Source organism: Microbacterium sp. ARD31, from assembly GCF_031844425.1.
The window spans coordinates 25,317-47,364 of record NZ_JAUZVE010000004.1; the positions used below are offsets into that span (position 1 = coordinate 25,317).

Sequence of the window (22,048 nt, forward strand, 5' to 3'; positions counted from 1 at the left end):
TGACAGGCGGATGGCAGTGGCTGCTCGACCCACGACGGGATCGTCCTCGGGTCTCGTCGTCGGGCGGGCTCATACCTCCGGTCTGCTCCTCGCTGTCGTCTCTGCCCTCGCATTCTCGTCGAGCGGACCCCTTGTGAAGCCGCTGCTCGAGGCGGGATGGTCGCTCGGCGCCGCGCTGACGGCGCGCATGGGCATCGCCGGTCTCATCCTCGCTCCGGCGCTCGTGCGAGCACTTCGCCGCGAGCGCGGATTCCTCCGCCGGCACGGCCCCCTCATCGCCGGGTTCGGTCTCACCGGCGTGCTCGGCTGTCAGCTGTTCTACTTCTCGGCCATGCAGCGGATGCCGGTGGCCATCGCTCTGCTCATCCAGTACCTCGCGCCGGTGCTCCTTGTCGGCTTCGTGTGGTTGCGCACCCGTCGGCGGCCCTCGGCGCTCGTGCTCGGGGGGTCGCTCATCGCTGTCGCCGGGCTTGTCCTCGTCGTGGATGTCGCCGGCGCCCGCTTCGACCTGTGGGGAACGCTCCTCGCCCTCGGCGCCGCCGTGTGCGCCGCCGTCTACTTCGTCATCTCTGCACGGGCGGTCGACGACCTGTCGCCGATCGCGCTGGCGGCGGGCGGTCTGCTGTTCGGCGCGGCGATCATCGTTCTTCTGGGCGTGACCGGCATCCTGCCCTTCCACGCGCCCGCCGTGTCGGTCGTCGTCGGCGGTGTCTCCCTGCCGTGGATCGTGCCCGTGCTGTGGGTCGCGATCGCGTCCACGGCGGTCGGCTACGCCCTGGGTGTCATCGCCGTGCCGCGCATCGGGTCGAGGCTGGCGTCCTTCATCGGACTGGCGGAAGTGCTGTTCGCTCTGGCCTTCGCCTGGCTCCTGCTGGGAGAGACGCCCGGACCCGTGCAGTTCGCCGGCGGCGCTCTGATCCTGCTGGGTGTCGTCGCGGTGCGATGGGATGCCGGAATCGCGCGACGATCGCTGCCTGCAGTCGCTACTGCTCCCGCCGTGCCAGCTCCATGAGCGGGACCACGCGATAGGGGATGACCTCGCCCATCACCAGAGAGGTCTCGGTGCGCTCCACGCCCTCGATCGCGAGGATGCGCGCATCCGTGTCGAACAGGTGCTGGGTGTCGCGACACGCCACTCGCACCAGCAGGTCGACCTGCCCGCTGAGGCCGTGGGCCTGCACGATCTCGGGCACGCGGAGGAGTTCCTCGGTGATCCGCGGCAGTTCGGCCTGACGCACGATGACGCTGATGAACGCCTCGATCGGGAACCCCAGCGCCGACGACGAGATCGCCCGCTCGTAGGACAGGAACACACCCGAGCGGTCCAACCGCGCCATGCGCGCCTGCACGGTGTTGCGGGACAGGCCCAGCCGCTCGGCCAAAGCGACGACCGTGGCACGCGGGTCGTCCGCCAGGGCGGCCAGCAGCTCGAGGTCGACGTGGTCCAGTGCGCTCATAGTGCGAAACGATAGCACGCTGTCCGACCCTTCTGTTGCGCAACATGCTCAAGCTTCTGCCGGATGCTTGAGCCACATGCGTCGCAGACGTATTCTCGGCCTTGTCGGCGACGACGCCGGCATTCCACCCCGGGCCTACTCACGAGGCAGGCTCCGGACGAGGGAGATGACGATGGCGCACACCCTGACACCGACAGCCGATCCGGCGACCGACATCGACGACGTCGCGCGGCTGGTGAGCCCGGACGGCGCGCGGGTCGCCGACCCCGACCTCGACCGCTGGATCGCCGATGTGGACGTCGAGACGGTCCGCGGTCTGTACCGCGACATGGCCCTGGTGCGGCGCATCGATGCCGAAGGAGTCGCGCTCCAGCGTCAAGGGCAGCTCGGGCTGTGGGCGCCCTGCCGCGGCCAGGAGGCCGTCCAGGTCGGCACTGCTCGCGCGCTGCGCGCCGACGACTTCGCGTTCCCGAGCTACCGCGAGATCGGCGTCAACCACGTTCGCGGTGCCAAGCCGGCGGACTTCGTCCTGGCGTGGCGCGGCGAGTCGCATTCGACGTACGACCCCTACGAGATCAACACCGCGACGCCTCAGATCATCATCGGCGCCCAGTCGCTTCACGCGGTCGGCTACGCGATGGGCATCCAGCGCGACGGCACCGACCAGGTCGCCGCCGCCTACTTCGGCGACGGCGCCTCGAGCCAGGGCGATGTGAACGAGGCCATGGTCTTCGCCTCGTCCTTCCGGGCTCCCGTGGTCTTCGTGTGCACCAACAACCAGTGGGCGATCTCGGAGCCGGTGACCGTGCAGGCGAAGTTCCCCATCGCGGGTCGCGCTCCCGGATTCGGCATCCCCAGCCTGCGGGTGGACGGCAACGACGTTCTGGCCTGTCTCGCCGCGATGCGATGGGCGGTGCAGAATGCGCGCGCCGGCGGCGGCCCCGCCTTCATCGAAGCGGTGACGTACCGGATGGGCCCGCACACCACATCGGACGACCCCACGCGCTATCGCGACAAGGAAGAGGTCGAGCGCTGGGCCGCTCGCGATCCGCTTGCGCGCATCGAGGCGCTGCTGCGCGCGCAGGACGCCTTCGACGAGGAGTTCTCGCGAAGCGTGGCCGCCGAGGCGGACGACCTCGCCGCCGAGGTGCGTGCTGCGGCGATCGGCGCGAAGACCCTCCCGCCGCTCAGCGTCCTCGACCACGTCTATGCCGAGCCCCACTCGGGGCTCGAAGAGCAGGGTCGCTGGTTCGGCGCCTATCTCGACGGTTTCGCCGACGACGAGGACGGGAGCGGGCGATGACGCAGCTGACGATGGCGAAGGCCATCAACGAGGGTCTGCACCGGGCCATGGCCGATGACCCGAAGGTGCTCGTCATGGGCGAGGACATCGGCAAGCTCGGCGGCGTCTTCCGCATCACCGACGGACTGCTCGACGAGTTCGGCGCCCAGCGCGTCATCGACACACCTCTGGCCGAGTCCGGCATCATGGGCACCGCGGTGGGACTGGCCTTCCGCGGCTACCGCCCGGTGGTGGAGATCCAGTTCGACGGCTTCGTCTACCCCGCCTTCGACCAGATCGTGTGCCAGGTCGCCAAGCTGCACTACCGCACGCGCGGCAACGTGCGGATGCCCATCACCATCCGCATCCCGTGGGCGGGGGGAGTCGGGGCGGCGGAGCATCACTCGGAATCGCCCGAGGCCTACTTCGTCCACACCGCAGGGCTTCGCGTCGTGGCGGTGTCGAACCCCCAGGACGCCTACGTATGCCTGCGTCAGGCGATCGCCTCGGACGATCCGGTGGTGTTCTTCGAGCCCAAGCGGCTGTACCACGCCAAGGGGGAGGTCGATCTCTCGGTCGATCTCGCGGATGCCGCGCCGATGGGGCTGGCACGCGTGGCGCGGCAGGGTTCCGACGTCACGATCCTCACCTACGGCGCGCAGGTGGGCACGGCACTGGATGCCGCCGCCGCCGCCGAGGACGAGGGGATCTCGATCGAGGTCATCGACCTCCGCTCGATCTCGCCTGTCGACTACCGCACGGTCACGGCGTCGGTGCGCAAGACCGGGCGCGTCGTGGTCACCCACGAGGCGGCCCGCGAGGCGGGGGTCGCCGCCGAACTCGTCGCGAGCGTCACCGAGCGCTGCTTCAACTACCTCGAATCGGCGCCGGCGCGGGTCACCGGTCACGACATCCCCTACCCGCCCGCCAAGCTCGAGAAGCACCACCTGCCCGACCTCGACCGGATCCTCGACGCCGTCGATCGCGTGCTGGATCGACCGAACAGCCTGACGGGGGTGGAGCTGTGATCGAAGACTTCCGCCTACCGGATCTCGGAGAGGGACTGCCGGAGGCCGAACTGGTCCAGTGGCTCGTGGCCGAGGGCGACACCGTCGCGCTCAACCAGACGATCGCCGAGGTCGAGACCGCCAAGGCCGTCGTCGAGCTGCCGTCGCCTCATGCCGGTGTCATCACCAAACTGCACGCGGCGGCCGGAGACGTGGTCGAGGTCGGCTCGGTGCTCATCTCGTTCGACCTGGGAGGTGACTCCTCACCGTCCGGATCGCCCGCTTCCGAGACCGCGCCCGCGACCGCAGGTGACGCCGGTCATCCGGCAGAGCCGGCCGAGTCGCCGCAGGCAGCGGCATCCGCCGACGCAGTGTCCGCCGACGACGAGAAGGCACAGCCCAATCTCGTCGGCTACGGGGCGGCTCCGCGCGCGGCCGCACGGCCGCGCCGTCGAGCGCGAGTCGCGGCGCTGGGAAGCGCCGCGACCGACACCGCTGTGCTCGAAGCGGCCCCGCACGACGCGGTCCACGCTCCGGACCTCGACGACGCGCTCGTGGAACGGCCGCGCTCGACCCCTCCCGTTCGCGCGCTGGCCAAGCAACTGGGCGTCGACATCGCGCTGATCGAGCCGACCGGCGCCGAGGGTCTCGTCACGCGAGCCGACGTCGAGGCGTACGCGCATCGCGTGGAGGCCCTGCCGCCCACCTCGGCGACCGCACGCGCGGAGCAGCAGCCCGAGGACGGATCCCCGGACGCGCGGGTCGTGCGCACCCCGATCCGGGGGGTGCGCAAGCACACCGCGGAGGCGATGGTGCGCAGCGCCTTCACGGCTCCCCACGTAACCACCTTCCTCACCGTCGATGTCACCGCGACCTCGGAGCTGATCGCCTCGCTCCGCTCGGATCGGTCGCTGGTGGACCATCGGATCGGCATCCTCGCGGTCGCGGCCAAGGCGGTGTGCGTCGCCCTGGCCAGGACGCCGGAGCTCAACTCGAGCTGGGACGAGCGCGCGAACGAGATCGTGCAGTACCGGTACGTCAACCTCGGGATAGCCGCAGCCACCCCTCGCGGGCTCGTCGTGCCGAACATCCGGGACGCCCACGAGATGGGACTGGTCGAACTGTCCGACGCGATCCGCGAGCTCGCCCAGACGGCACGCGCGGGTCGGACCGCTCCGGCCGACATGGCCGGCGGGACCTTCTCGATCACCAACGTCGGCGTCTTCGGCGTCGACGCGGGCACGCCGATCCTGAACCCCGGCGAGGCGGGCATCCTCGCGCTGGGAGCCGTCCGGCGCCAACCCTGGGAGCACCGGGGCGAGATCGCGCTGCGCGATGTGATGACGCTCGCACTGTCGTTCGACCACCGCCTGGTCGACGGCGAACAGGGTTCGCGCTTCCTCGCCCACGTGGGGGAGATCCTGCGCGAACCCGGCCGGGCGATGCTGCACTGCTGAGAGGCGCGACGGTCAGCACGCGATGAGGGTGGGTCCGAGCGGGACCGCCCTCATCGTGCGAGGGCGGCGAGCGCCATCGTTTCGAGGATGGCCCGCGCGTCGTCGCCTCCCGCGCGCCCGCGCGCGGTGCGAGGGGTGGAGTTCATCAGGCCGAAGCACGCATGGGCCCGGACGCGCAGGTCGTCCGCGTCGCGGTGCGGATGCAGATCGGCCAGCACCTCGATCCAGTTCTCCACGTACTCGCGCTGCAGCCGGCGCACGGTGCGGAGATCCTCGTCTCTCAGGCTCGCCAGGTCTCTGTCCTGCACCCGGATGACATCGGGGTCCGCGAGGGCGAAGTCGACGTGGAACTCGATGAGCGCACGCAGCCTCGAGGTCGGGTCGCCGTCGATCGAGCTGACCTGTCGCCCGCCGTCGCGCAGGCGCTCGCTGACCCCGACCAGCAGTGCCCCCAGCAGGGCCTGCTTGTTGGCGAAGTGGCGGTACAACGCAGGCCCGGACACCCCGACCGCCGAGCCGAGATCCTCCAGGCTCACCCCGCTGAATCCGCGTTCGGCGAACAGTCGCGACGCCTCGCGGAGGATCGCCGCGTGCCGGCCCGCTTTGGCCCGCTCGCGGTCGGTCGCACCTCTTGTCATTTCAGTTAACCCTCGCTAACCTGGATGATCAGTTAGTGAACACTAACCAGTTCGATCGCGGCGGGACAACCGCCGTGATCCGATCGTGACGTCGATGGAGATGACATGAGCGTGCTGCCGACCGCCGTGGTCCGCGACGACGTGTTCACCCGCACCGCGGATGCCCAGTCGCACCTCGCCGCCGACCTGCGCGAGAGGCTGGAGCGCGCCGCCCAGGGCGGACCGCCCGCATCTCGGGACCGCCACGTCGCCCGCGGCAAGCTGCTTCCGCGTGAGCGGGTGGACCGACTGCTGGACGAGGGGAGTCCGTTCCTCGAGATCGCGCCTCTCGCCGCCGACGGCCTCTACGACGGCGAGGCTCCCGCGGCGGGTGTCATCGCCGGCATCGGCCTGATCCACGGTCGCCATGTGCTCGTCGTCTGCAACGATGCCACGGTCAAGGGCGGCACCTACTTCCCGATGACGGTCAAGAAGCACCTGCGCGCGCAGGAGATCGCGCGAGAGAACCGCCTGCCCTGCATCTATCTCGTCGACTCCGGGGGGGCTTTCCTGCCCATGCAGGACGAGGTCTTCCCCGACCGAGAGCACTTCGGGCGCATCTTCTTCAATCAGGCGCGGCTTTCGGCTGACGGCATCCCGCAGATCGCGGCCGTGATGGGCTCGTGCACCGCCGGCGGCGCGTATGTGCCGGCGATGAGCGACGAGACCGTCATCGTCCGCGGTCAGGGCACGATCTTCCTGGGCGGGCCGCCGCTGGTGAAAGCCGCGATCGGCGAGATCGTCACCGCCGAGGAGCTCGGCGGGGGAGAGCTCCACGCCCGCCGCTCCGGGGTCGTCGACCACCTGGCCGACGACGACGAGCACGCCCTCGAGATCGTGCGCGACATCGTCGCGACGCTTCCGGCCCCCGAGCCGCCGGCGTGGGCGGTCGCCCCGTCGACGGACCCGCTGGTCGACCCTGCGGATCTCTACGGCGTGGTCCCCGTCGACGTCAACGTGCCGTACGACGTGCGCGAGGTCATCGCCCGCCTGGTCGATGGAAGCGATCTCCATGAGTTCAAGCGGGCGTACGGCGACACCCTCGTCACCGGCTTCGCCCGCATCCACGGTCACCCGGTCGGCATCGTGGCCAACAACGGCGTGCTCTTCGCCGAGTCGGCGCAGAAGGGCGCCCACTTCATCGAGCTGTGCGACCAGCGGGGCATCCCGCTGCTGTTCCTGCAGAACATCTCCGGGTTCATGGTGGGCAGGGATGCCGAGGCGGGCGGCATCGCCAAGGACGGCGCGAAGATGGTGACCGCCGTCGCGACCACGCGCGTGCCCAAGCTCACGGTCGTCATCGGGGGATCGTTCGGGGCCGGCAACTACTCCATGTGCGGGCGCGCGTACTCGCCCCGCTTCCTGTGGACCTGGCCCGGGAGCCGCATCTCGGTGATGGGCGGGGCGCAGGCCGCATCGGTGCTGTCGACGGTGAAGCGCGACCAGCTCGCCGCGCGCGGCGAAGACTGGGCCGTCGCCGACCAGGCGGAATTCGAAGCCCCGGTGAAAGCCCGCTTCGAGGAACAGGGGAACCCCTACTACGCCACCGCGCGGCTGTGGGACGACGGCGTGATCGACCCCGCAGAGACTCGTGACGTCCTGGGGCTCGCACTCGATGTCATCTCGCGAGCACCGCTGCCCGAACCGCGCTTCGGCGTCTTCCGGATGTGATCGCCGTGACCGACCCGCTCTTCTCCACCGTCCTCGTTGCCAACCGCGGGGAGATCGCCTGCCGCGTCATCAGGACCCTCCGGCGATTGGGCATCCGCTCGGTCGCCGTCTACAGCGACGCCGACGCCGGTGCACCCCACGTGGCGGAAGCCGATCGAGCGGTGCGGATCGGTCCCGCGCCGGCAGCGAAGTCCTACCTCGACATGGACGCCGTGCTCGCGGCGGCCCGGGAGACCGGGGCGGAGGCGGTCCACCCCGGCTACGGCTTCCTGTCCGAGAACGCCGAGTTCGCCCGGCGGTGCGCCGAGGACGGGATCGTCTTCGTGGGTCCATCCGAACGGGCGCTCACGATCATGGGCGACAAGATCCGGGCCAAGGAGCACGTCGCCGCGCACGGCGTCCCGACGGTCCCCGGCTTCAGCGCCGCGGGCCTCACGGACGACGAGATCCGCGACGCCGCGGACGCCGCGGGGTTCCCGCTCCTGGTGAAGCCCTCCGCGGGCGGCGGCGGGAAGGGGATGCAGGTCGTCGCCTCCGCGGGCGAACTCGGTCCCGCGATCGATACGGCGCGCCGGGTGGCGCGCGCGTCGTTCGGCGACGACACCCTCCTGCTGGAGCGTCTCATCGAGCGGCCCCGCCACATCGAGGTTCAGGTGCTCGCCGACGAGCACGGACGGATCGTCCACCTCGGCGAGCGCGAGTGCACCCTGCAGCGGCGCCACCAGAAAGTCATCGAAGAAGCGCCGTCCCCGGTCGTCTCGGCCGCGACGCGCGAGCGCCTCGGCGCCGCCGCGTGCGCCGCCGCCGCGAGCGTCGATTACCTCGGCGCCGGAACGGTGGAGTTCCTCGTGTCGGGAGCCGACCCCGACACGTTCTTCTTCATCGAGATGAACACCCGGCTCCAGGTGGAGCACCCCGTCACCGAGATGATCACCGGCGTCGACATCGTCGAGCAGCAGCTGCGCGCGGCCGCCGGGCTGCCGCTGACCCTCGCGGCGCCCGGCGTCGCATTCCGAGGGCATGCTGTCGAAGCCCGTGTGTACGCAGAATCGCCCACGCGCGCATTCCTCCCCGCGAGCGGGCCGGTGCTGCGCTGGGATCCGCCGGCGGGTGACGGGGTGCGGGTGGATTCCGGTGTCGTCACCGGCTTCCGCGTCACCGGAGACTACGACCCCATGATCGCCAAGGTGATCGCGTGGGGCGCCGACCGGACGCAGGCGCTGGACCGCCTGGACGACGCGCTGGCACGGACCGTCGTCCTCGGCGTCGACACGAACATCGGCGCACTCCGCGAGCTGCTCGCCGACCCCGCCGTCCGTGCGGGTGATCTCGACACCGGCCTGATCGATCGGATGCCGGAGCACCGGCATCCGCAGCCCGACGCCGTCGCACTCTCGACGGCGGCCCGAACCGTCAGCGACCTGTCGCCCGCCGGTCCGGCCGACCCGGCCCCGAAGATGGGGTCGGCGTGGTCGAGCGTGCCGGCGGGCTGGCGGCCCGGCCGTCCCGCGCGCCCGCGGCGCTGCCTGCTGGAGGATGACGCCGGCGTCGTGCACGTCGTCGCCGTGACGGACGGCGAGGGCGAGGCCCCGGCCGCTGTCGACGACGACGGCGCCGTCTGGGTCCACGCCGCGGGCGCCGCCCACCGCCTGCGCCCGATCGACCGGCGGACGGACTTCGCCCGCCGGCATCGGGAGCGCACCCGACCGGCGGGTGCGGCGGACCCCCACGTGCGGGCTCCCATGCCCGGCGCGATCGTGGCGGTGCACGTCGCCCCCGGCGCGCACGTGCGTGCGGGCGAACGCCTGGTCACCATCGAGGCGATGAAGATGGAGCACCCCGTGGTCGCCCCTCATGACGGCGTCGTCGAGCTCGCGCCCGCCTCAGTGGCCGGCGCCCAGGTATCTCGCGACCAGACCCTCGCCCACGTCCTGCCCGCCGCCCGTGACGCGGCCGCCGCACCCGAAGGCCGCGCGGATCCGCCGCGCACCGACCCCTCCTGACACCCCGAGGAGCACCATGGAACGCCAGAGCCTCTCCGCCTACGACCTCGACGACACCGAGCGCGAACTCGCGCAGATGGTCCGTGCGTTCGCCGACGAGGTCGTCGCCCCGGTCAGCTACGAAGCCGACCGCACCAAGACCCTGCCGCTCGACGTCGTCCGCCAGATGGGCGAGCTCGGCCTGTTCGGGCTGCCGTTTCCCGAGGAGGTCGGCGGACAGGGCGGCGACTACTTCGCCCTCTGCCTCGCGATCGAGGCACTGGGGCGCGTGGATCAGTCGATCGCCATCACGCTCGAAGCCGGCGTCAGCCTCGGCGCGATGCCCGTCTTCCGGTTCGGCACCGACGATCAGAAGGCGACCCTCCTGCCGGACCTGCTGGAGGGCAGGGCCCTCGCCGGCTTCGGGCTGACCGAGCCCGAGGCGGGGTCGGATGCCGGAGCCACCCGCACGACGGCCCGCCGCGACGGCGAGGACTGGGTGGTCAACGGTTCGAAGCAGTTCATCACCAACTCGGGCACCGACATCACCCGTTTCGTCACCGTCACGGCCGTCACGGGCGAGACCGCTGAAGGGCGCAAGGAGATCTCGACCATCATCGTGCCCAGCGGCACCCCCGGATTCACGGTGGGCCCCGCCTACGACAAGGTCGGGTGGCATGCGTCCGACACGCATCCCCTGTCCTTCTCGGACGCGCGTGTCCCCGCCGCGAACCTGCTCGGCGAACGCGGGCGGGGCTTCGCGAACTTCCTGCACATCCTCGACGAGGGACGCATCGCGATCGCGGCCCTCGCGACCGGCGCGGCCGAAGGGTGCCTCGAGGCCGCATTGGACTACGCCGCGACCCGTTCCGTCTTCGGGTCGCCGCTGTCCAGCCGGCAGAGCATCCAGTTCATGATCGCCCGCATGCGGATGCGCGTGCACACCGCGCGCCTCGCCTGGCACCACGCCGCCCGGCTGCGGGACGCCGGCCGCCCCTATAAAGAAGCGGCGGCGATCGCCAAGCTCACCGCCAGCGACGCGGCGATGGACAACGCCCGCGATGCGACGCAGACCTTCGGCGGCAACGGGTTCATGAACGAGTACCCGGTCGCGCGCCACTACCGCGACTCGAAGATCCTCGAGATCGGCGAGGGAACCAGCGAGGTGCAGCTGCTGGTCATCTCGCGGGCGCTGGGCATGGAGGGGTAGCGTGACGACCGTGACCGAGTTCGTCCAGCGAGGCCTGTACGTCGAGGAGCTGGAGGTCGGTGCGCGCTACCTGCACCGCCCCGGCAGGACCGCGACCGAGGCCGACAACGTGCTCTTCTCGTCGCTCACGATGAACGCGCAGGCCCTGCATCTGGATGCCGCCTACTCGGCGACGCAGCCGTTCGGGCAGCGGCTGATGAACTCGATGTGGACGCTGGCGACGATGGTCGGGGCCTCCGTCGCCCAGATCACCCAGGGCACGCTCGTCGCCCAGCTCGGCCTCAGCGACATCTCCTTCCCCGCGCCGCTCTTCCACGGCGACACCCTGTACACCGACACCGAGATCCTCGACGTCCGGCTGTCCTCGTCCCGCCCCGGGCAGGGCGTCGTCACGATGAGGCACACCGGCCGCAATCAGCGCGGCGAGGTCGTCGCCACGGCGACCCGCGCCGCGCTGATGTGGTGCCGGGATGCCGCGCCGGACACTCCGGGGCAGCCGTGAGCCGCTTCGAGCTCGGCCCCGCGATCCTGTTCTGCCCCGCAGATCGTCCCGAGCGCTTCGACACGGCCCTGCGGCGCGCGGACGCCGTGATCCTCGACCTCGAGGACGCGGTGGCGGCCGGCTCCAAGCAGGAGGCTCGCGGAGCCCTCATCGAGGCCAATCTGGACCCCGGCCGCGTCATCGTCCGCGTGAACCCGACCGGTACCGAGGACTTCGCCGCCGACATGGCGACACTGTCGCAGACCGACATCCGAACCGTCATGGTCGCCAAGGCCGAATCTCCGAAGCAGCTGCGGCGCATCGACGCGCGGTTCTCCGTGGTCGCGCTGTGCGAGACCGCGCGGGGCGTGCTCGCGGCGGAGCGTATCGCCCAGCTCGACAACGTCGTTGCGCTGATGTGGGGTGCGGAGGACCTCGTCGCCTCTCTCGGCGGCTCGTCCAGCCGCAAACCCAACGGCCGCTACCGCGACGTCGCCCGCGCGGCCCGCGCTCGGGTGCTGCTGGCGGCGGGCGGGCACGGCCGTGCCGCGATCGACGCCGTCCACCTCGACATCGCCGATCACAAGCGACTGCGCATAGAGGCGATGGATGCGGCAGCATCGGGATTCGCCGCAACGGCGTGCATCCACCCGGGTCAGGTCGAGGTCATCCGCGCGGCCTATCGCCCCGATGACGGAGCTCTCGCCTGGGCGCGGGACGTGCTGGCTGCGGCCGATGGACGGCGCGGGGTCTTCACGCATGAGGGCCGCATGGTCGACGAGCCGGTGCTGCGCCACGCGCGCGCGCTCGTCCACCGCGCCGAGGCGGACACACCCGGGGGCTGACGGTCAGACGAGGACGGGCGGGGCGTACGACAGCAGCGTCAGGCGCTCGCGCTCGTAGCGCACCTCGTGCGCGGATCCGTTGGCCAGCCGCTCGCCGGGTCGAGGGAGCTCGTCGCCCGTGGCGTGGCCGATGATCTCGCGGATCAGCCCTCCGTGGGCGACGACGATGAGCGTGGTGCGGGACGGCGCGCTCGAGCGGCGCAGGTCTGCGACGACGGTCGCGAGGGCCTTCCGCGCGCGGGTGCGCAGCGCGACAGGCTCCTCGGCGCCCGGCACGCCGCCGCGATAGCTCGACCCCCACCGGCGCGCGAACTCCTCGATCTGCATCCCCTCGGCCTCCCCGTAGGCCCGCTCGCGCAGCTGTGCATAGCGGCGCGGGGTGGCGAGCTCCAGAGTGCCGGCGATGATGTCGGCCGTCTCGCTCGCGCGGGAGAGGTCGCTCGAGACGATCGCGAGTCGCTCGCCGGCATCGCGCCGGTCCTGCAGCGCGAGCGCCGCCTCGTGCGCTTGCCGCCGGCCGGTGTCGTTGAGCGGGATGTCGGTCGCCCCCTGAATGCGGCGATCGCGATTCCAGTCGGTCTCGCCGTGGCGGATGAGGATCAGTGTCGTCACGGCATCGAGCCTACGCGCGACAGATCCGACGAGCCTCTCGCGCCGGTCCGCAGTCCGCGCGGTTCAGCGGTCGGGCAGCGCCGCGGCGAGCGTGGTGAGCACCTCGGTCGTGCCGCCGTCGATCTTGACGGTCGCGCGCGAGTCCGCCCTGGTGGCACCGCGGTTGACGATGACGACCGGCATCCGTCGCCGGCGGGCGCGCTCGAGAAGACGGATGCCGGAATTGACGACGAGGGAGGAGCCGGCGATGACCAGCGCGTCGCTGGAGTGGACGAGCTGCTCCGCCTCGCGGAACTTCTCGAGGGGGATGTACTCGCCGAAGAACACCACGTCGGGCTTGAGCATCCCCTCGCAGACGCTGCATCCCGGCACGACGAATCCGTCGGTGCTCTCGGGCAGCACATCGCCGTCGGGACCGAGCCGGACGTTCGCGGGGACGGTGATCCACGGATTCTCGGTCTCGACGCGCACGGCGAGGTCGCGGCGGTCGAAGACCTGACCGCAGCGGGTGCAGAAGACCCGGCGCATGGTGCCGTGCAGTTCCACCACCCGACGGCTGCCCGCGCGGACGTGCAGGCCGTCGACGTTCTGGGTGATGACCCCGGTCACGAGGCTGCGCTCCTCGAGGGACGCCAGGGCGCGGTGACCGGCATTCGGCTGCGCGGCCGCGAACGTGCTCCAGCCGAGATGGCTGCCCACCCAGTAGCGTCGCCGGGCGGCATCGCTGGAGAGGAACTGCTCGACGGTCATCGGCGTCCGCACGGGTGCGCCCTTGCCGCGGTAGTCGGGGATGCCGGAGTCGGTGGACATCCCGGCGCCGGTGAGGACCGCGATCCGGCGGCCCGCCAGCGCGTCGATCGCGCGCGCGAGGACCTCGGTGACGACGTCGTCCTGGTCCGTCACCGTGGCTCCCGTGGCTCCCGTGGTCACCCTGGCACCCCCCTTCGACCCTCCGAGTGTAGGCGCAGGCGTTTTCGGGGATGTTACGGCCGTCGCCCCGGCACCTGCGAGAGTGGAGAGCGGAGGTGTCGATGTCGTTCGAGTCGATCGAGGATGCCGGTGACCCGCGGCTGGTGGACTATCGCGATCTCACCGATGTGGCCCTCCGGCGGGTGATGGAGCCTGCCGGAGGGCTCTACATCGCGGAGTCGGCGAAGGTGCTGACCAGAGCCCTGGCCGCCGGTCATCGGGTGCGGTCGGTGCTGGTGCAGGACAAGTGGCGCGCCGACGCGGAACGGCTGCTGGCGGGGCGCGATGTCCCCGTCTACGTGGTGGACGCCGCGGTGGCCGAAGGTCTCACGGGCTACGCCGTGCACCGGGGGATCCTCGCGGCGATGCACCGACCCGCGCTCGCTCCGGCAGCCGAGCTCCTGGCGGCGTCCCGGCTCGTCGTGGTGCTCGAGGACATCGTCGACCACACCAACGTCGGCGCCATCTTCCGCGCGGCCGCGGGCCTCGGTGCCGATGCGGTGCTCATCAGTCCGCGGTGCGCCGATCCGCTCTACCGCCGGAGCGTCAGGGTGAGCATGGGGACGGTGTTCCAGGTGCCGTGGACCCGCCTGCCGGAGTGGCCCGCCGCGGCCGGGGTCCTCCACGGGGCGGGTTTCGACATCGCCGCGCTCGCCCTCGCCGAGGGGGCGGTCGCGCTGGACGACTATGCGGCGTCCGGGCCGGGGAAGGTGGCGCTCGTCCTCGGTGCCGAGGGCGACGGTCTCTCCCGCGCGGCCCTCGAGGCGGCCGACACCGTCGTGACGATCCCGATGGCCGGGGGAGTGGATTCCCTCAACGTCGCCGCGGCCAGCGCCGTCGCGCTGTGGGAGCTGCGCAGGCGTTGAGGTTCAGGGGCGCTCGTCGTCGACGCCGGACGGCTCGTTCGCGTCCTCCCGGGTCGCCGGACGCGCCATCGGCAGCGGGTCGGGCCGCTTGGCGGTGACCAGATCGCCCGAGGACTGGTGGCGCACGCGCCGCAGCACCCACGGGACGAAATGCTCGCGCGCCCAGACCAGGTCCACCGCGCGGGCCTGGCGCCACGTGCGGCGGGGGAGCGGGTCGGGCTGCATCGGCTGCAGGTCGTTCGGCACGTTGAGCGCGCGCAGCACCATCCGCGCCACCTCATGGTGGCCGAGCGCATTCAGGTGCAGACGGTCGTCGTCGAAGAACCGCATGTCCTGGATCTCCTTGAGCGCCCACTGATCGGCGACGATGCAGTCGTAGCGATCCGCGATCGCCCGGATGTTCTCGTTGTAGATGGCGACTTTGCCGCGGATCCCGCGGAAGACGGGTGTGAAGTGCGTGTCGATGCCGGTGAAGACGACGACCGTCGCACCGTCCGCGCTCAGGCGCACGACCGCGTCCTCGAACACCTCGGCGACCGCGTCGGGATCCGACGTCGGGCGGATGACGTCATTGCCGCCGGCGGAGAAGGTCACCAGATCGGGCTTGAGGGCGATCGCGGGCTCGAGCTGCGTGTCGACGATCTGCCCGATGAGCTTTCCCCGCACGGCCAGGTTGGCGTAGGCGAAGTCGTCGACTGTGCTCGAGAGCACTTCGGCGACCCGGTCGGCCCAGCCGCGATGACCCCCCGGGGACGACGGCTCGGGGTCGCCGATCCCCTCGGTGAACGAGTCGCCGATCGCGACATAGCGTCGCCAGGGGTGCTGCTGCGGGTTGGGGATGTACGGGGTGCGGGAGTCGTCGCTCGTCGGCATGGGGTGTTCCTCGGTTCGTGACCTCGATCCAGCCTAACCGCCGGTCGGCGGGGCCCCGGGTGCGTCCGCTCGCGCCGGACGCACGGGTGCCGGTCGTGGGGTCGGGGTCGCCTATCGTGGAGACTCGCTGTCGCGAGTGGGAGGAGGCTGCCGGTGGACCACGTCGAGACGTCGACCGAACCCGCATCCGGTGGATCACCGCACATCGGCAGCTTCGCCGCGGAGCACCTCTCGCCGGCCTTCCCGCAGCGCGCGCCCTGGGGCACGGCTCAGCGGCTGCGGGCATGGCAGGCCGAGGCGCTCGATCTGTACTTCGGGCTCGACGGTCCCGACGGCGAGGGCTCCGGCCCCCGGGACTTCCTGGCCGCCGCGACGCCCGGCGCCGGCAAGACGACCTTCGCCCTTCGCCTGGCCACCGAGCTGATGCGCCGCCGCGTGGTGGACCGCATCGTGGTCGTCGCCCCCACCGAGCACCTGAAGACGCAGTGGGCGGACGCCGCCGCGCGGGTCTCGATCCGGCTGGACCCGGCCTTCAGCAACCGCCACGCCGCCCCCGCCCGTCACTATCACGGCGTCGCGGTGACGTACGCCCAGGTCGCCGTCAAGGCCTCGGTCCACCAGCGCCTGGTCATGGACAGACGCACCCTCGTCATCCTCGACGAGGTGCACCACGGCGGCGATGCCCTCAGCTGGGGAGACGCGCTCCGCGAGGCGTACGGGCGCGCCACGCGACGCCTGCTGCTGTCGGGGACGCCCTTCCGCAGCGACACCGCCCCCATCCCGTTCGTGGAGTACCACCCGGACGACAAGGGCATCCGCATCTCGCGCACCGACTACAGCTACGGGTACGGACGGGCGCTGGAGGACGGCGTCGTGCGTCCGGTCATCTTCCTGGTCTACGCCGGTCAGATGCGCTGGCGCACCAAGACCGGTGATGAGATGGAGGCGCAGCTCGGCCAGGACAACACCAAGGACATCACCTCCCAGGCGTGGCGCACCGCCCTCGACCCGGAGGGCGAATGGATTCCGGCCGTGCTGCGCTCGGCCGACCGCCGTCTCAGCGAAGTGCGGGAGCAGGTGCCGGATGCCGGGGGTCTGGTGATCGCCACCGACCAGACCGCCGCGCGTGCGTACGCCGCGATCCTGCGCGAGCTCACGGGGGAGGAACCCACGGTGGTCCTCTCCGATGAGGCCGAGGCGTCGTCGCGCATCGAGACCTTCGCCGCGGGGACGAGCCGGTGGATGGTCGCCGTGCGCATGGTGTCCGAGGGTGTCGACGTGCCGCGCCTGGCCGTCGGCGTGTACGCCACCTCGGCTTCGACGCCGCTGTTCTTCGCCCAGGCCATCGGCCGCTTCGTGCGCGCACGCCGCCGCGGTGAGACCGCGAGCGTCTTTCTTCCGCATGTTCCGCAGCTGATCGCCCTTGCCGGCGAGATGGAGCGTCAACGCGATCACGCGCTGGACCGCGACAGCGACGGCGACGACGAGTGGGCGCTGGACGACGATCTGATGGATGCCGCGGAGCGTGAGGACAAGGCATCCGATGCCCTCACCGAGGAGTTCACGTATCAGGCACTCGGCTCGCAGGCGCACTTCGATCGGGTCCTGTACGACGGGCGCGAGTTCGGACAGCTGGCGGTGCCGGGCACCCCCGAGGAGGAGGAGTTCTTGGGGCTCCCCGGCTTGCTGGAGCCCGAGCACGTCCACGAGCTGCTCATGCAGCGACAGGTGCGGCAGGGGCGTCACCGTCACGCCCGCGAGGCTCGGGAGGCCACCGGTGAGGCGTCGCCTGCTGTGGCGCCGCCCGTGGCGCTGCACCGGACGCTGAAGGAGCAGCGCCAGCTGCTGAACAGCCTGGTCGGGCTCTACGCCCGGCAGTCCGGCGAGCCCCACGGCGCGATCCACGCCGAGCTCCGCCGGATCTGCGGCGGACCGGCCGTCTCGCAGGCCACCGTCGCGCAGCTGCAGTCGCGCATCGACACGCTGCGCTCTCGCGTCCGGGCGTGAGCGAGCCCGCTTCGGGGCTCCGAAATGCTGGCAATCCCCGCTTCGAGCCGGTTTCCGCTCGGGTGGCTCAGTAGCGTTTACGGGTCCCCACCCGCTTCCGCACCCACCGGAGACCTGTTTGAGCGCGCCCACCGCAGCCACCGACCGCGATCGACGCCGCTGGGCGCAGTACCTCGTCAACGAGCGCGCCGAAGCGCGGGTGTATCGCGAGCTCGCGGCCCGGCGCGAGGGCGAGGAGCGTGCCATCCTGATCGCCCTGGCCGACGCCGAGGGGCGGCACGAGGCGCACTGGCTCGATCTCCTCGGCGGCGAGCCCGCGCGGCTTCCGCGGCCGGACACCCGCACGCGACTGCTGGGACGGATGGCACGGCGGTTCGGGTCGATCTTCGTCCTCGCCCTGGCGCAGAACGCCGAGGGCCGCTCCCCGTACGCCGCCGACCCGCACGCGACCGCGGCGATGGCCGCGGACGAGCGCATCCACCAGGAAGTCGTCCGGGGCCTCGCCGCACGCGGCCGACGTCGGCTGTCGGGCACCTTCCGGGCCGCGGTGTTCGGGGCCAACGACGGACTCGTCTCGAACCTCGCCCTTGTGCTGGGGATCGGGGCGACCGGTGTCGCGCCGCAGTTCGTGCTCTTCTCGGGCATCGCCGGACTTCTCGCGGGAGCCCTGTCGATGGGAGCCGGCGAGTTCGTCTCGGTCCGCTCGCAGCGGGAGCTTCTCGCCGCCACGCAGCCCAACAACGACGCCGACCACGTGCTTCCCGACCTCGACCTCGACGCGAACGAGCTGGCGCTGGTGTACCGCACGCGGGGAATGAGCGCGGAGGACGCCCGTGAGAAGGCCGCGCGCGTCCTCGTCGACGCCCGCGCGGCCGACGCGGCCACGCCGTACCGCGGCCATGACGAGGGCGGCGAGGATCACGAGGTCGTCGGCGGGGCGATGGGGGCGGCGGTCTCGAGCTTCCTCTTCTTCGCATCCGGCGCCGTCATCCCCGTGCTGCCGTGGCTGTTCGGCCTGTCCGGCGTCGGAGCCGTCGTGCTCGCGCTCGTCCTGGTCGGAATCGCCCTGCTCTCGACGGGCGCGATGGTCGGACTCCTGTCGGGCGCGCCGCCCCTGCGCCGAGCGCTGCGCCAGCTCGCGATCGGCTTCGGCGCCGCCGCGATCACCTACGCCCTGGGTCTGCTGTTCGGCGTCAGCGTCGGATGAGACGCCCACTCCCGGAAACGGAAAAAGGCCCCTCATCGGGGCCTTTTTCACTTTGTGCGCGAGGGGGGACTTGAACCCCCACGCCCTATACGGGCACTAGCACCTCAAGCTAGCGCGTCTACCTATTCCGCCACCCGCGCAGGTGGTTTTCGGTTTCGCAACCGAGGATCGACACTACCACGTCGTCGACGCCCGATCGAATCCGCATCGCCGATGCGCGCCACGGCCGACGGGAGCCGGGCCGTACGCCGGTGAAACGATCCGGCAACAGAGCCGGGGTAGGTTGGTCGGCATGCCCTCGTCGGAATCCTCTCTGCCCGAGGTCGCGCGGATCGCCCGCGACCTCATCCGATTCGACACCACCAATCACGGCGGGGGGCGGGCCGAAGGCGAGCGCGAGGCCGCCGAGTACGTGGGGGCGTACCTCAGCGGTCTCGGCCTGAAGCCGGAGTTCTACGAGCCCATTCCGCGCCGCACCAACGTGTGCGCGCGCGTCCCGGGCCGCAACCGCGACAAGCCCGCGCTCGTCCTGCACGGGCACCTCGACGTCGTGCCGGCCGTCGCCGCCGACTGGTCGGTCGATCCTTTCGCCGGCGAGATCCGCGACGGCATGCTGTGGGGCCGAGGTGCGGTCGACATGAAGGACATGGACGCCATGATCCTCACCGCGGTGGGCGACATCCTGCGGGCGGGAGAGCAGCCCGAGCGCGATCTCATCGTGACGTTCTTCGCCGATGAGGAGAACGGCGGTGTGGAGGGGTCCGCGCTGGTGGTCCAGAACCGCGCCCACTGGTTCGACGGCGCCACCGAGGCCATCAGCGAAGTGGGCGGCTACTCGATCGACGCGGCGGGGCGCCGAGCGTACCTCCTGCAGGTCGGAGAGAAGGCGCTCGTGTGGATCCGCCTGGTCGCGCACGGCCGTGCCGCGCACGGATCGAGCCACCACCACGACAACGCCGTGACTGCGCTGGCCGAGGGCGTGGCTGCGCTCGGTCGCACGGCGTGGCCGATCGAGCTCACCGACACCACGCGCGAGATGGTGGACCGGCTGGCGACGCTGACCGGGGCGGACCCGGTCGACCCCGACGCGGTCGCGCAGACCACCGGCAAGGCCGCCGGGTTCCTGCGGTCGACCCTGCGCACGACCACCAATCCCACCGGTCTCACCGCCGGCTACAAGCACAACGTCATCCCCGACCGTGCCGAGGCGCTCATCGACGTGCGGGCGCTTCCGGGCACCGAGGAGCTCGTGCTCGCCGAGATCCGCCGCATCGTCGGCCCGGACGTCGACGTCGAGATCGTGCACGCCGACATCGGGCTGGAGGTGCCCTTCACCGGCGACCTCGTCGACGCCATGGTCGGCGCGCTCGGCCGCCACGACCCGGGAGTGCCGGTCGTCCCTTACCTCATGGGAGGCGGCACCGACAACAAGGCGCTGGCGACCCTCGGCATCGCCGGGTACGGGTTCGCCCCGCTGCGTCTGCCGGCGGGCCTCGACTTCACCGGGATGTTCCACGGCGTCGACGAGCGCGTCCCGATCGACGCGCTCGTCTTCGGTCAGGCCGTCCTGGCCGATCTGCTCCGCACCTACTGACGATCGGATGCCGCCACCGCCGGCATCCCCTCACGAAAGGCGCCCGCCATGCAGCTGTTCGAGGCGATCATCCTGGGCCTGGTCCAGGGGCTCACCGAGTTCCTGCCCATCTCCTCGAGTGCCCACCTCCGGATCCTCGGCGAGTTCCTGCCGGGTGCCCAGGACCCCGGCGCCGCCTTCACCGCCATCACCCAGATCGGCACCGAGGCGGCCGTGGTGGTCTTCTTCTGGCGCGACATCGTCCGCATCATCGGCAACTGGTTCCGCTCGCTCGGCGGGCGGATCCCCCGGAACGATCCGGACGCCCGCATGGGCTGGCTGATCATCATCGGCAGCATCCCCATCGTCGTGCTGGGTCTGCTCTTCCAGGACCAGATCGAGACGACCCTCCGGTCGCTGTGGCTGGTCGCGGGGATGCTGATCTTCTTCGGCGTGCTGCTGGGCATCGCCGATGCGGTCGGCGCGAAGAAGCGGAAGCTGAACGATCTCACCGTCGGCAACGGCGTCGTGTACGGGTTCGCGCAGTCGCTGGCTCTCATCCCGGGCGTCTCGCGGTCCGGCGGCACCATCACCGCGGGCCTGTTCATGGGCTACGAGCGGGCAGCCGCCGCGCGGTACGCGTTCCTCCTGGCGATCCCGGCCGTCTTCGGATCGGGGTTCTACCAGCTGTTCAAGAGCTGGAACGAACCCGCCGTGTTCACCCTCGGCGAGACCGTTGTGGCCACCGTCGTCGCGTTCGTCGTCGCTCTCGGCGTCATCGCGTTCTTCATGGCCTGGATCTCCAAGCGTAGCTTCCTGCCCTTCGTGATCTACCGCGTCGCGCTCGGCGCGACGCTGCTCGTGCTGCTGAGCATGGGCGTCCTCCAGCCCTACTGATCGACGGGGCGCGCCGGTCAGCGACGCGGGTCGTCGCGGCCGGGCTTGTGCGGTCCCTCTCCGCCGCCACGGCGGAGGTAGCGCTCGAACTCCTGCGCGATCGCGTCTCCCGAGGCTTCGGGGGAGTCCCACGTGTCACGGGTCCGCTCGAGCTGGCGGATGTACTCCGTCATCTCCTCGTCGTCTGCGGCGGCCGCATCGATCGACGCCTCCCACGCGGCGGCATCTGTGGCGAGCGTGCCGCGGGGGATCGGAGCGCCGGTGAGATCCTCGAGCCGGTCCAGCAGGGCGAGGGTGGCCTTCGGCGACGGGGTGTGGCCGGCGACGTAGTGGGGAACGCTCGCCCACAGGCTCGCGGTGGGGATGCCGGCGGCATCGGCGGCGTGACCGAGGACACTCAGGATGCCGACGGGACCCTCGTAGCTGCTGCGCTCGAGCCCGTGGCTGGCGCGGAGCTGCTCGTTGTCGCTGCCCGCGAAGACCGAGATCGGCCGGGTGTGGGGCACATCGGACATCATCGACCCCATCGAGACGAAGCCGGTGACGTCCTCGCGCAGCGCCACATCGATGAGCTCTGCCGCGAAGGCCTGCCATGCGCGAGCCGGCTCGACGCCGGTGAGCAGCCACAGCTGCGTGCCGCGGGTCGCGCGGGTCGGGCGCAGCAGTGTCGCCTCGGGCCACGTCAGGACGCGGCGGCCTTCGGCGTCGGTGGACACCTGCGGACGCGTGTACTGGTAGTCGAAGTACAGCTCGGGATCGACCGAGAACACCGGTTCGTACGAGCCCTCGTCGCGCAACTGCGTCACGGCGGAGGACGCCGCCTCACCGGCGTCGTTCCATCCGTCGAACGCGGCGACCAGTACTCGGCGACCCAGTCCGTTCACGCGACCTCCTCATCCCCGGCGGGGTTCAGACCAGGATAGGCGCCGGGCGCCGCGGGCGGGGCGCCGGCCCGGCGAGTCCGCCTGGGTAGCA

General features: G+C 71.2%; 20 protein-coding genes and 1 tRNA gene. 14 read left to right on the forward strand and 7 right to left on the reverse strand.

Features of this window, described 5'->3' with window-relative positions:
* The first annotated feature begins 16 nt into the window (after positions 1 to 16).
* Positions 17 to 1,012 carry a DMT family transporter gene (locus Q9S36_RS13710; protein ID WP_311285600.1) on the forward strand — a complete coding sequence of 332 codons (996 nt, stop codon included), beginning with the start codon at positions 17 to 19 and terminating at the stop codon, positions 1,010 to 1,012.
* Here Q9S36_RS13710 and Q9S36_RS13715 read toward each other — a convergent pair.
* The gene (locus Q9S36_RS13715) at positions 984 to 1,457 is read right to left on the reverse strand and encodes an Lrp/AsnC family transcriptional regulator (protein ID WP_251449578.1); all 474 of its coding nucleotides are present in this window, start codon (positions 1,455 to 1,457) and stop codon (positions 984 to 986) included. The two genes, Q9S36_RS13710 and Q9S36_RS13715, sit on opposite strands and share 29 nt — an antisense overlap.
* 166 nt (positions 1,458 to 1,623) lie before the next feature.
* On the opposite strand from Q9S36_RS13715, the gene pdhA reads away from it, so the two are divergent.
* Genes pdhA through Q9S36_RS13730 form a run of 3 tightly spaced genes read left to right on the forward strand, consistent with a single transcriptional unit; the run spans position 1,624 to position 5,203 of the window.
* Positions 1,624 to 2,760 (forward strand): pyruvate dehydrogenase (acetyl-transferring) E1 component subunit alpha, encoded by a 1,137-nt coding sequence (pdhA, locus tag Q9S36_RS13720; protein ID WP_311285601.1) that lies wholly within the window; start codon positions 1,624 to 1,626, stop codon positions 2,758 to 2,760.
* Entirely contained in the window at positions 2,757 to 3,767 is a 1,011-nt protein-coding gene (locus Q9S36_RS13725) for an alpha-ketoacid dehydrogenase subunit beta (protein WP_311285602.1), read from the forward strand. The genes pdhA and Q9S36_RS13725 overlap by 4 nt, the downstream gene beginning before the upstream one ends.
* Entirely contained in the window at positions 3,764 to 5,203 is a 1,440-nt protein-coding gene (locus Q9S36_RS13730) for a dihydrolipoamide acetyltransferase family protein (protein ID WP_311285603.1), read from the forward strand. The genes Q9S36_RS13725 and Q9S36_RS13730 overlap by 4 nt, the downstream gene beginning before the upstream one ends.
* A gap of 50 nt (positions 5,204 to 5,253) precedes the next feature.
* Here Q9S36_RS13730 and Q9S36_RS13735 read toward each other — a convergent pair whose 3' ends face one another.
* On the reverse strand, positions 5,254 to 5,841 hold the full coding sequence (locus Q9S36_RS13735) for a TetR/AcrR family transcriptional regulator (RefSeq protein WP_311285604.1): 588 nt from the start codon (positions 5,839 to 5,841) through the stop codon (positions 5,254 to 5,256).
* A gap of 105 nt (positions 5,842 to 5,946) precedes the next feature.
* Between Q9S36_RS13735 and Q9S36_RS13740 the strand changes: the two genes are divergently transcribed.
* The 5 genes from Q9S36_RS13740 to Q9S36_RS13760 are packed head-to-tail and all read left to right on the forward strand — an operon-like array spanning position 5,947 to position 12,069.
* Complete coding sequence (locus tag Q9S36_RS13740; RefSeq protein WP_311285605.1) at positions 5,947 to 7,551, forward strand: carboxyl transferase domain-containing protein; 1,605 nt, start codon at positions 5,947 to 5,949, stop codon at positions 7,549 to 7,551.
* 5 nt (positions 7,552 to 7,556) lie between these two features.
* Positions 7,557 to 9,554, forward strand: a complete 1,998-nt coding sequence (locus tag Q9S36_RS13745; RefSeq protein ID WP_311285606.1) for a biotin carboxylase N-terminal domain-containing protein — start codon at positions 7,557 to 7,559, stop codon at positions 9,552 to 9,554.
* Between the two features lie 16 nt (positions 9,555 to 9,570).
* Complete coding sequence (locus Q9S36_RS13750; protein ID WP_311285607.1) at positions 9,571 to 10,743, forward strand: acyl-CoA dehydrogenase family protein; 1,173 nt, start codon at positions 9,571 to 9,573, stop codon at positions 10,741 to 10,743.
* 10 nt (positions 10,744 to 10,753) lie between these two features.
* Positions 10,754 to 11,245 carry a MaoC family dehydratase gene (locus Q9S36_RS13755; RefSeq protein WP_311285608.1) on the forward strand — a complete coding sequence of 164 codons (492 nt, stop codon included), beginning with the start codon at positions 10,754 to 10,756 and terminating at the stop codon, positions 11,243 to 11,245.
* Positions 11,242 to 12,069: a CoA ester lyase gene (locus Q9S36_RS13760; RefSeq protein ID WP_311285609.1), complete on the forward strand. Its 828-nt coding sequence runs from the start codon at positions 11,242 to 11,244 to the stop codon at positions 12,067 to 12,069. Before Q9S36_RS13755 ends, Q9S36_RS13760 begins: the two co-directional genes overlap by 4 nt.
* Positions 12,070 to 12,072: 3 nt before the next feature.
* On the opposite strand, the gene Q9S36_RS13765 is transcribed toward Q9S36_RS13760, so the two are convergent.
* Both Q9S36_RS13765 and Q9S36_RS13770 read right to left on the reverse strand, forming a co-directional pair.
* On the reverse strand, positions 12,073 to 12,681 hold the full coding sequence (locus tag Q9S36_RS13765; protein ID WP_311285610.1) for a histidine phosphatase family protein: 609 nt from the start codon (positions 12,679 to 12,681) through the stop codon (positions 12,073 to 12,075).
* Positions 12,682 to 12,744: 63 nt separating this feature from the next.
* On the reverse strand, positions 12,745 to 13,584 hold the full coding sequence (locus Q9S36_RS13770) for a Sir2 family NAD-dependent protein deacetylase (protein ID WP_311285882.1): 840 nt from the start codon (positions 13,582 to 13,584) through the stop codon (positions 12,745 to 12,747).
* Positions 13,585 to 13,712: 128 nt separating this feature from the next.
* Between Q9S36_RS13770 and Q9S36_RS13775 the strand changes: the two genes are divergently transcribed.
* Complete coding sequence (locus Q9S36_RS13775) at positions 13,713 to 14,516, forward strand: RNA methyltransferase (RefSeq protein WP_311285611.1); 804 nt, start codon at positions 13,713 to 13,715, stop codon at positions 14,514 to 14,516.
* Positions 14,517 to 14,519: 3 nt separating this feature from the next.
* On the opposite strand, the gene Q9S36_RS13780 is transcribed toward Q9S36_RS13775, so the two are convergent.
* The gene (locus Q9S36_RS13780) at positions 14,520 to 15,389 is read right to left on the reverse strand and encodes an SGNH/GDSL hydrolase family protein (RefSeq protein WP_311285612.1); all 870 of its coding nucleotides are present in this window, start codon (positions 15,387 to 15,389) and stop codon (positions 14,520 to 14,522) included.
* 153 nt (positions 15,390 to 15,542) lie between these two features.
* Between Q9S36_RS13780 and Q9S36_RS13785 the strand changes: the two genes are divergently transcribed.
* Together Q9S36_RS13785 and Q9S36_RS13790 are read left to right on the forward strand one after the other, a co-directional pair.
* The gene (locus Q9S36_RS13785) at positions 15,543 to 17,396 is read left to right on the forward strand and encodes a DEAD/DEAH box helicase (protein WP_311285613.1); all 1,854 of its coding nucleotides are present in this window, start codon (positions 15,543 to 15,545) and stop codon (positions 17,394 to 17,396) included.
* Positions 17,397 to 17,514: 118 nt separating this feature from the next.
* Positions 17,515 to 18,603 carry a VIT1/CCC1 family protein gene (locus Q9S36_RS13790; RefSeq protein ID WP_311285614.1) on the forward strand — a complete coding sequence of 363 codons (1,089 nt, stop codon included), beginning with the start codon at positions 17,515 to 17,517 and terminating at the stop codon, positions 18,601 to 18,603.
* A gap of 55 nt (positions 18,604 to 18,658) precedes the next feature.
* Here the strand turns inward: Q9S36_RS13790 and Q9S36_RS13795 are convergent.
* Positions 18,659 to 18,743, reverse strand: a tRNA-Leu gene (locus Q9S36_RS13795).
* Between the two features lie 152 nt (positions 18,744 to 18,895).
* On the opposite strand from Q9S36_RS13795, the gene Q9S36_RS13800 reads away from it, so the two are divergent.
* The gene (locus tag Q9S36_RS13800; RefSeq protein WP_311285615.1) at positions 18,896 to 20,197 is read left to right on the forward strand and encodes a M20/M25/M40 family metallo-hydrolase; all 1,302 of its coding nucleotides are present in this window, start codon (positions 18,896 to 18,898) and stop codon (positions 20,195 to 20,197) included.
* 48 nt (positions 20,198 to 20,245) lie between these two features.
* The gene (locus Q9S36_RS13805) at positions 20,246 to 21,073 is read left to right on the forward strand and encodes an undecaprenyl-diphosphate phosphatase (RefSeq protein ID WP_251449595.1); all 828 of its coding nucleotides are present in this window, start codon (positions 20,246 to 20,248) and stop codon (positions 21,071 to 21,073) included.
* Positions 21,074 to 21,090: 17 nt separating this feature from the next.
* Here Q9S36_RS13805 and Q9S36_RS13810 read toward each other — a convergent pair whose 3' ends face one another.
* The gene (locus Q9S36_RS13810; RefSeq protein WP_311285616.1) at positions 21,091 to 21,957 is read right to left on the reverse strand and encodes a PAC2 family protein; all 867 of its coding nucleotides are present in this window, start codon (positions 21,955 to 21,957) and stop codon (positions 21,091 to 21,093) included.
* Positions 21,958 to 22,048: the final 91 nt, after the last annotated feature.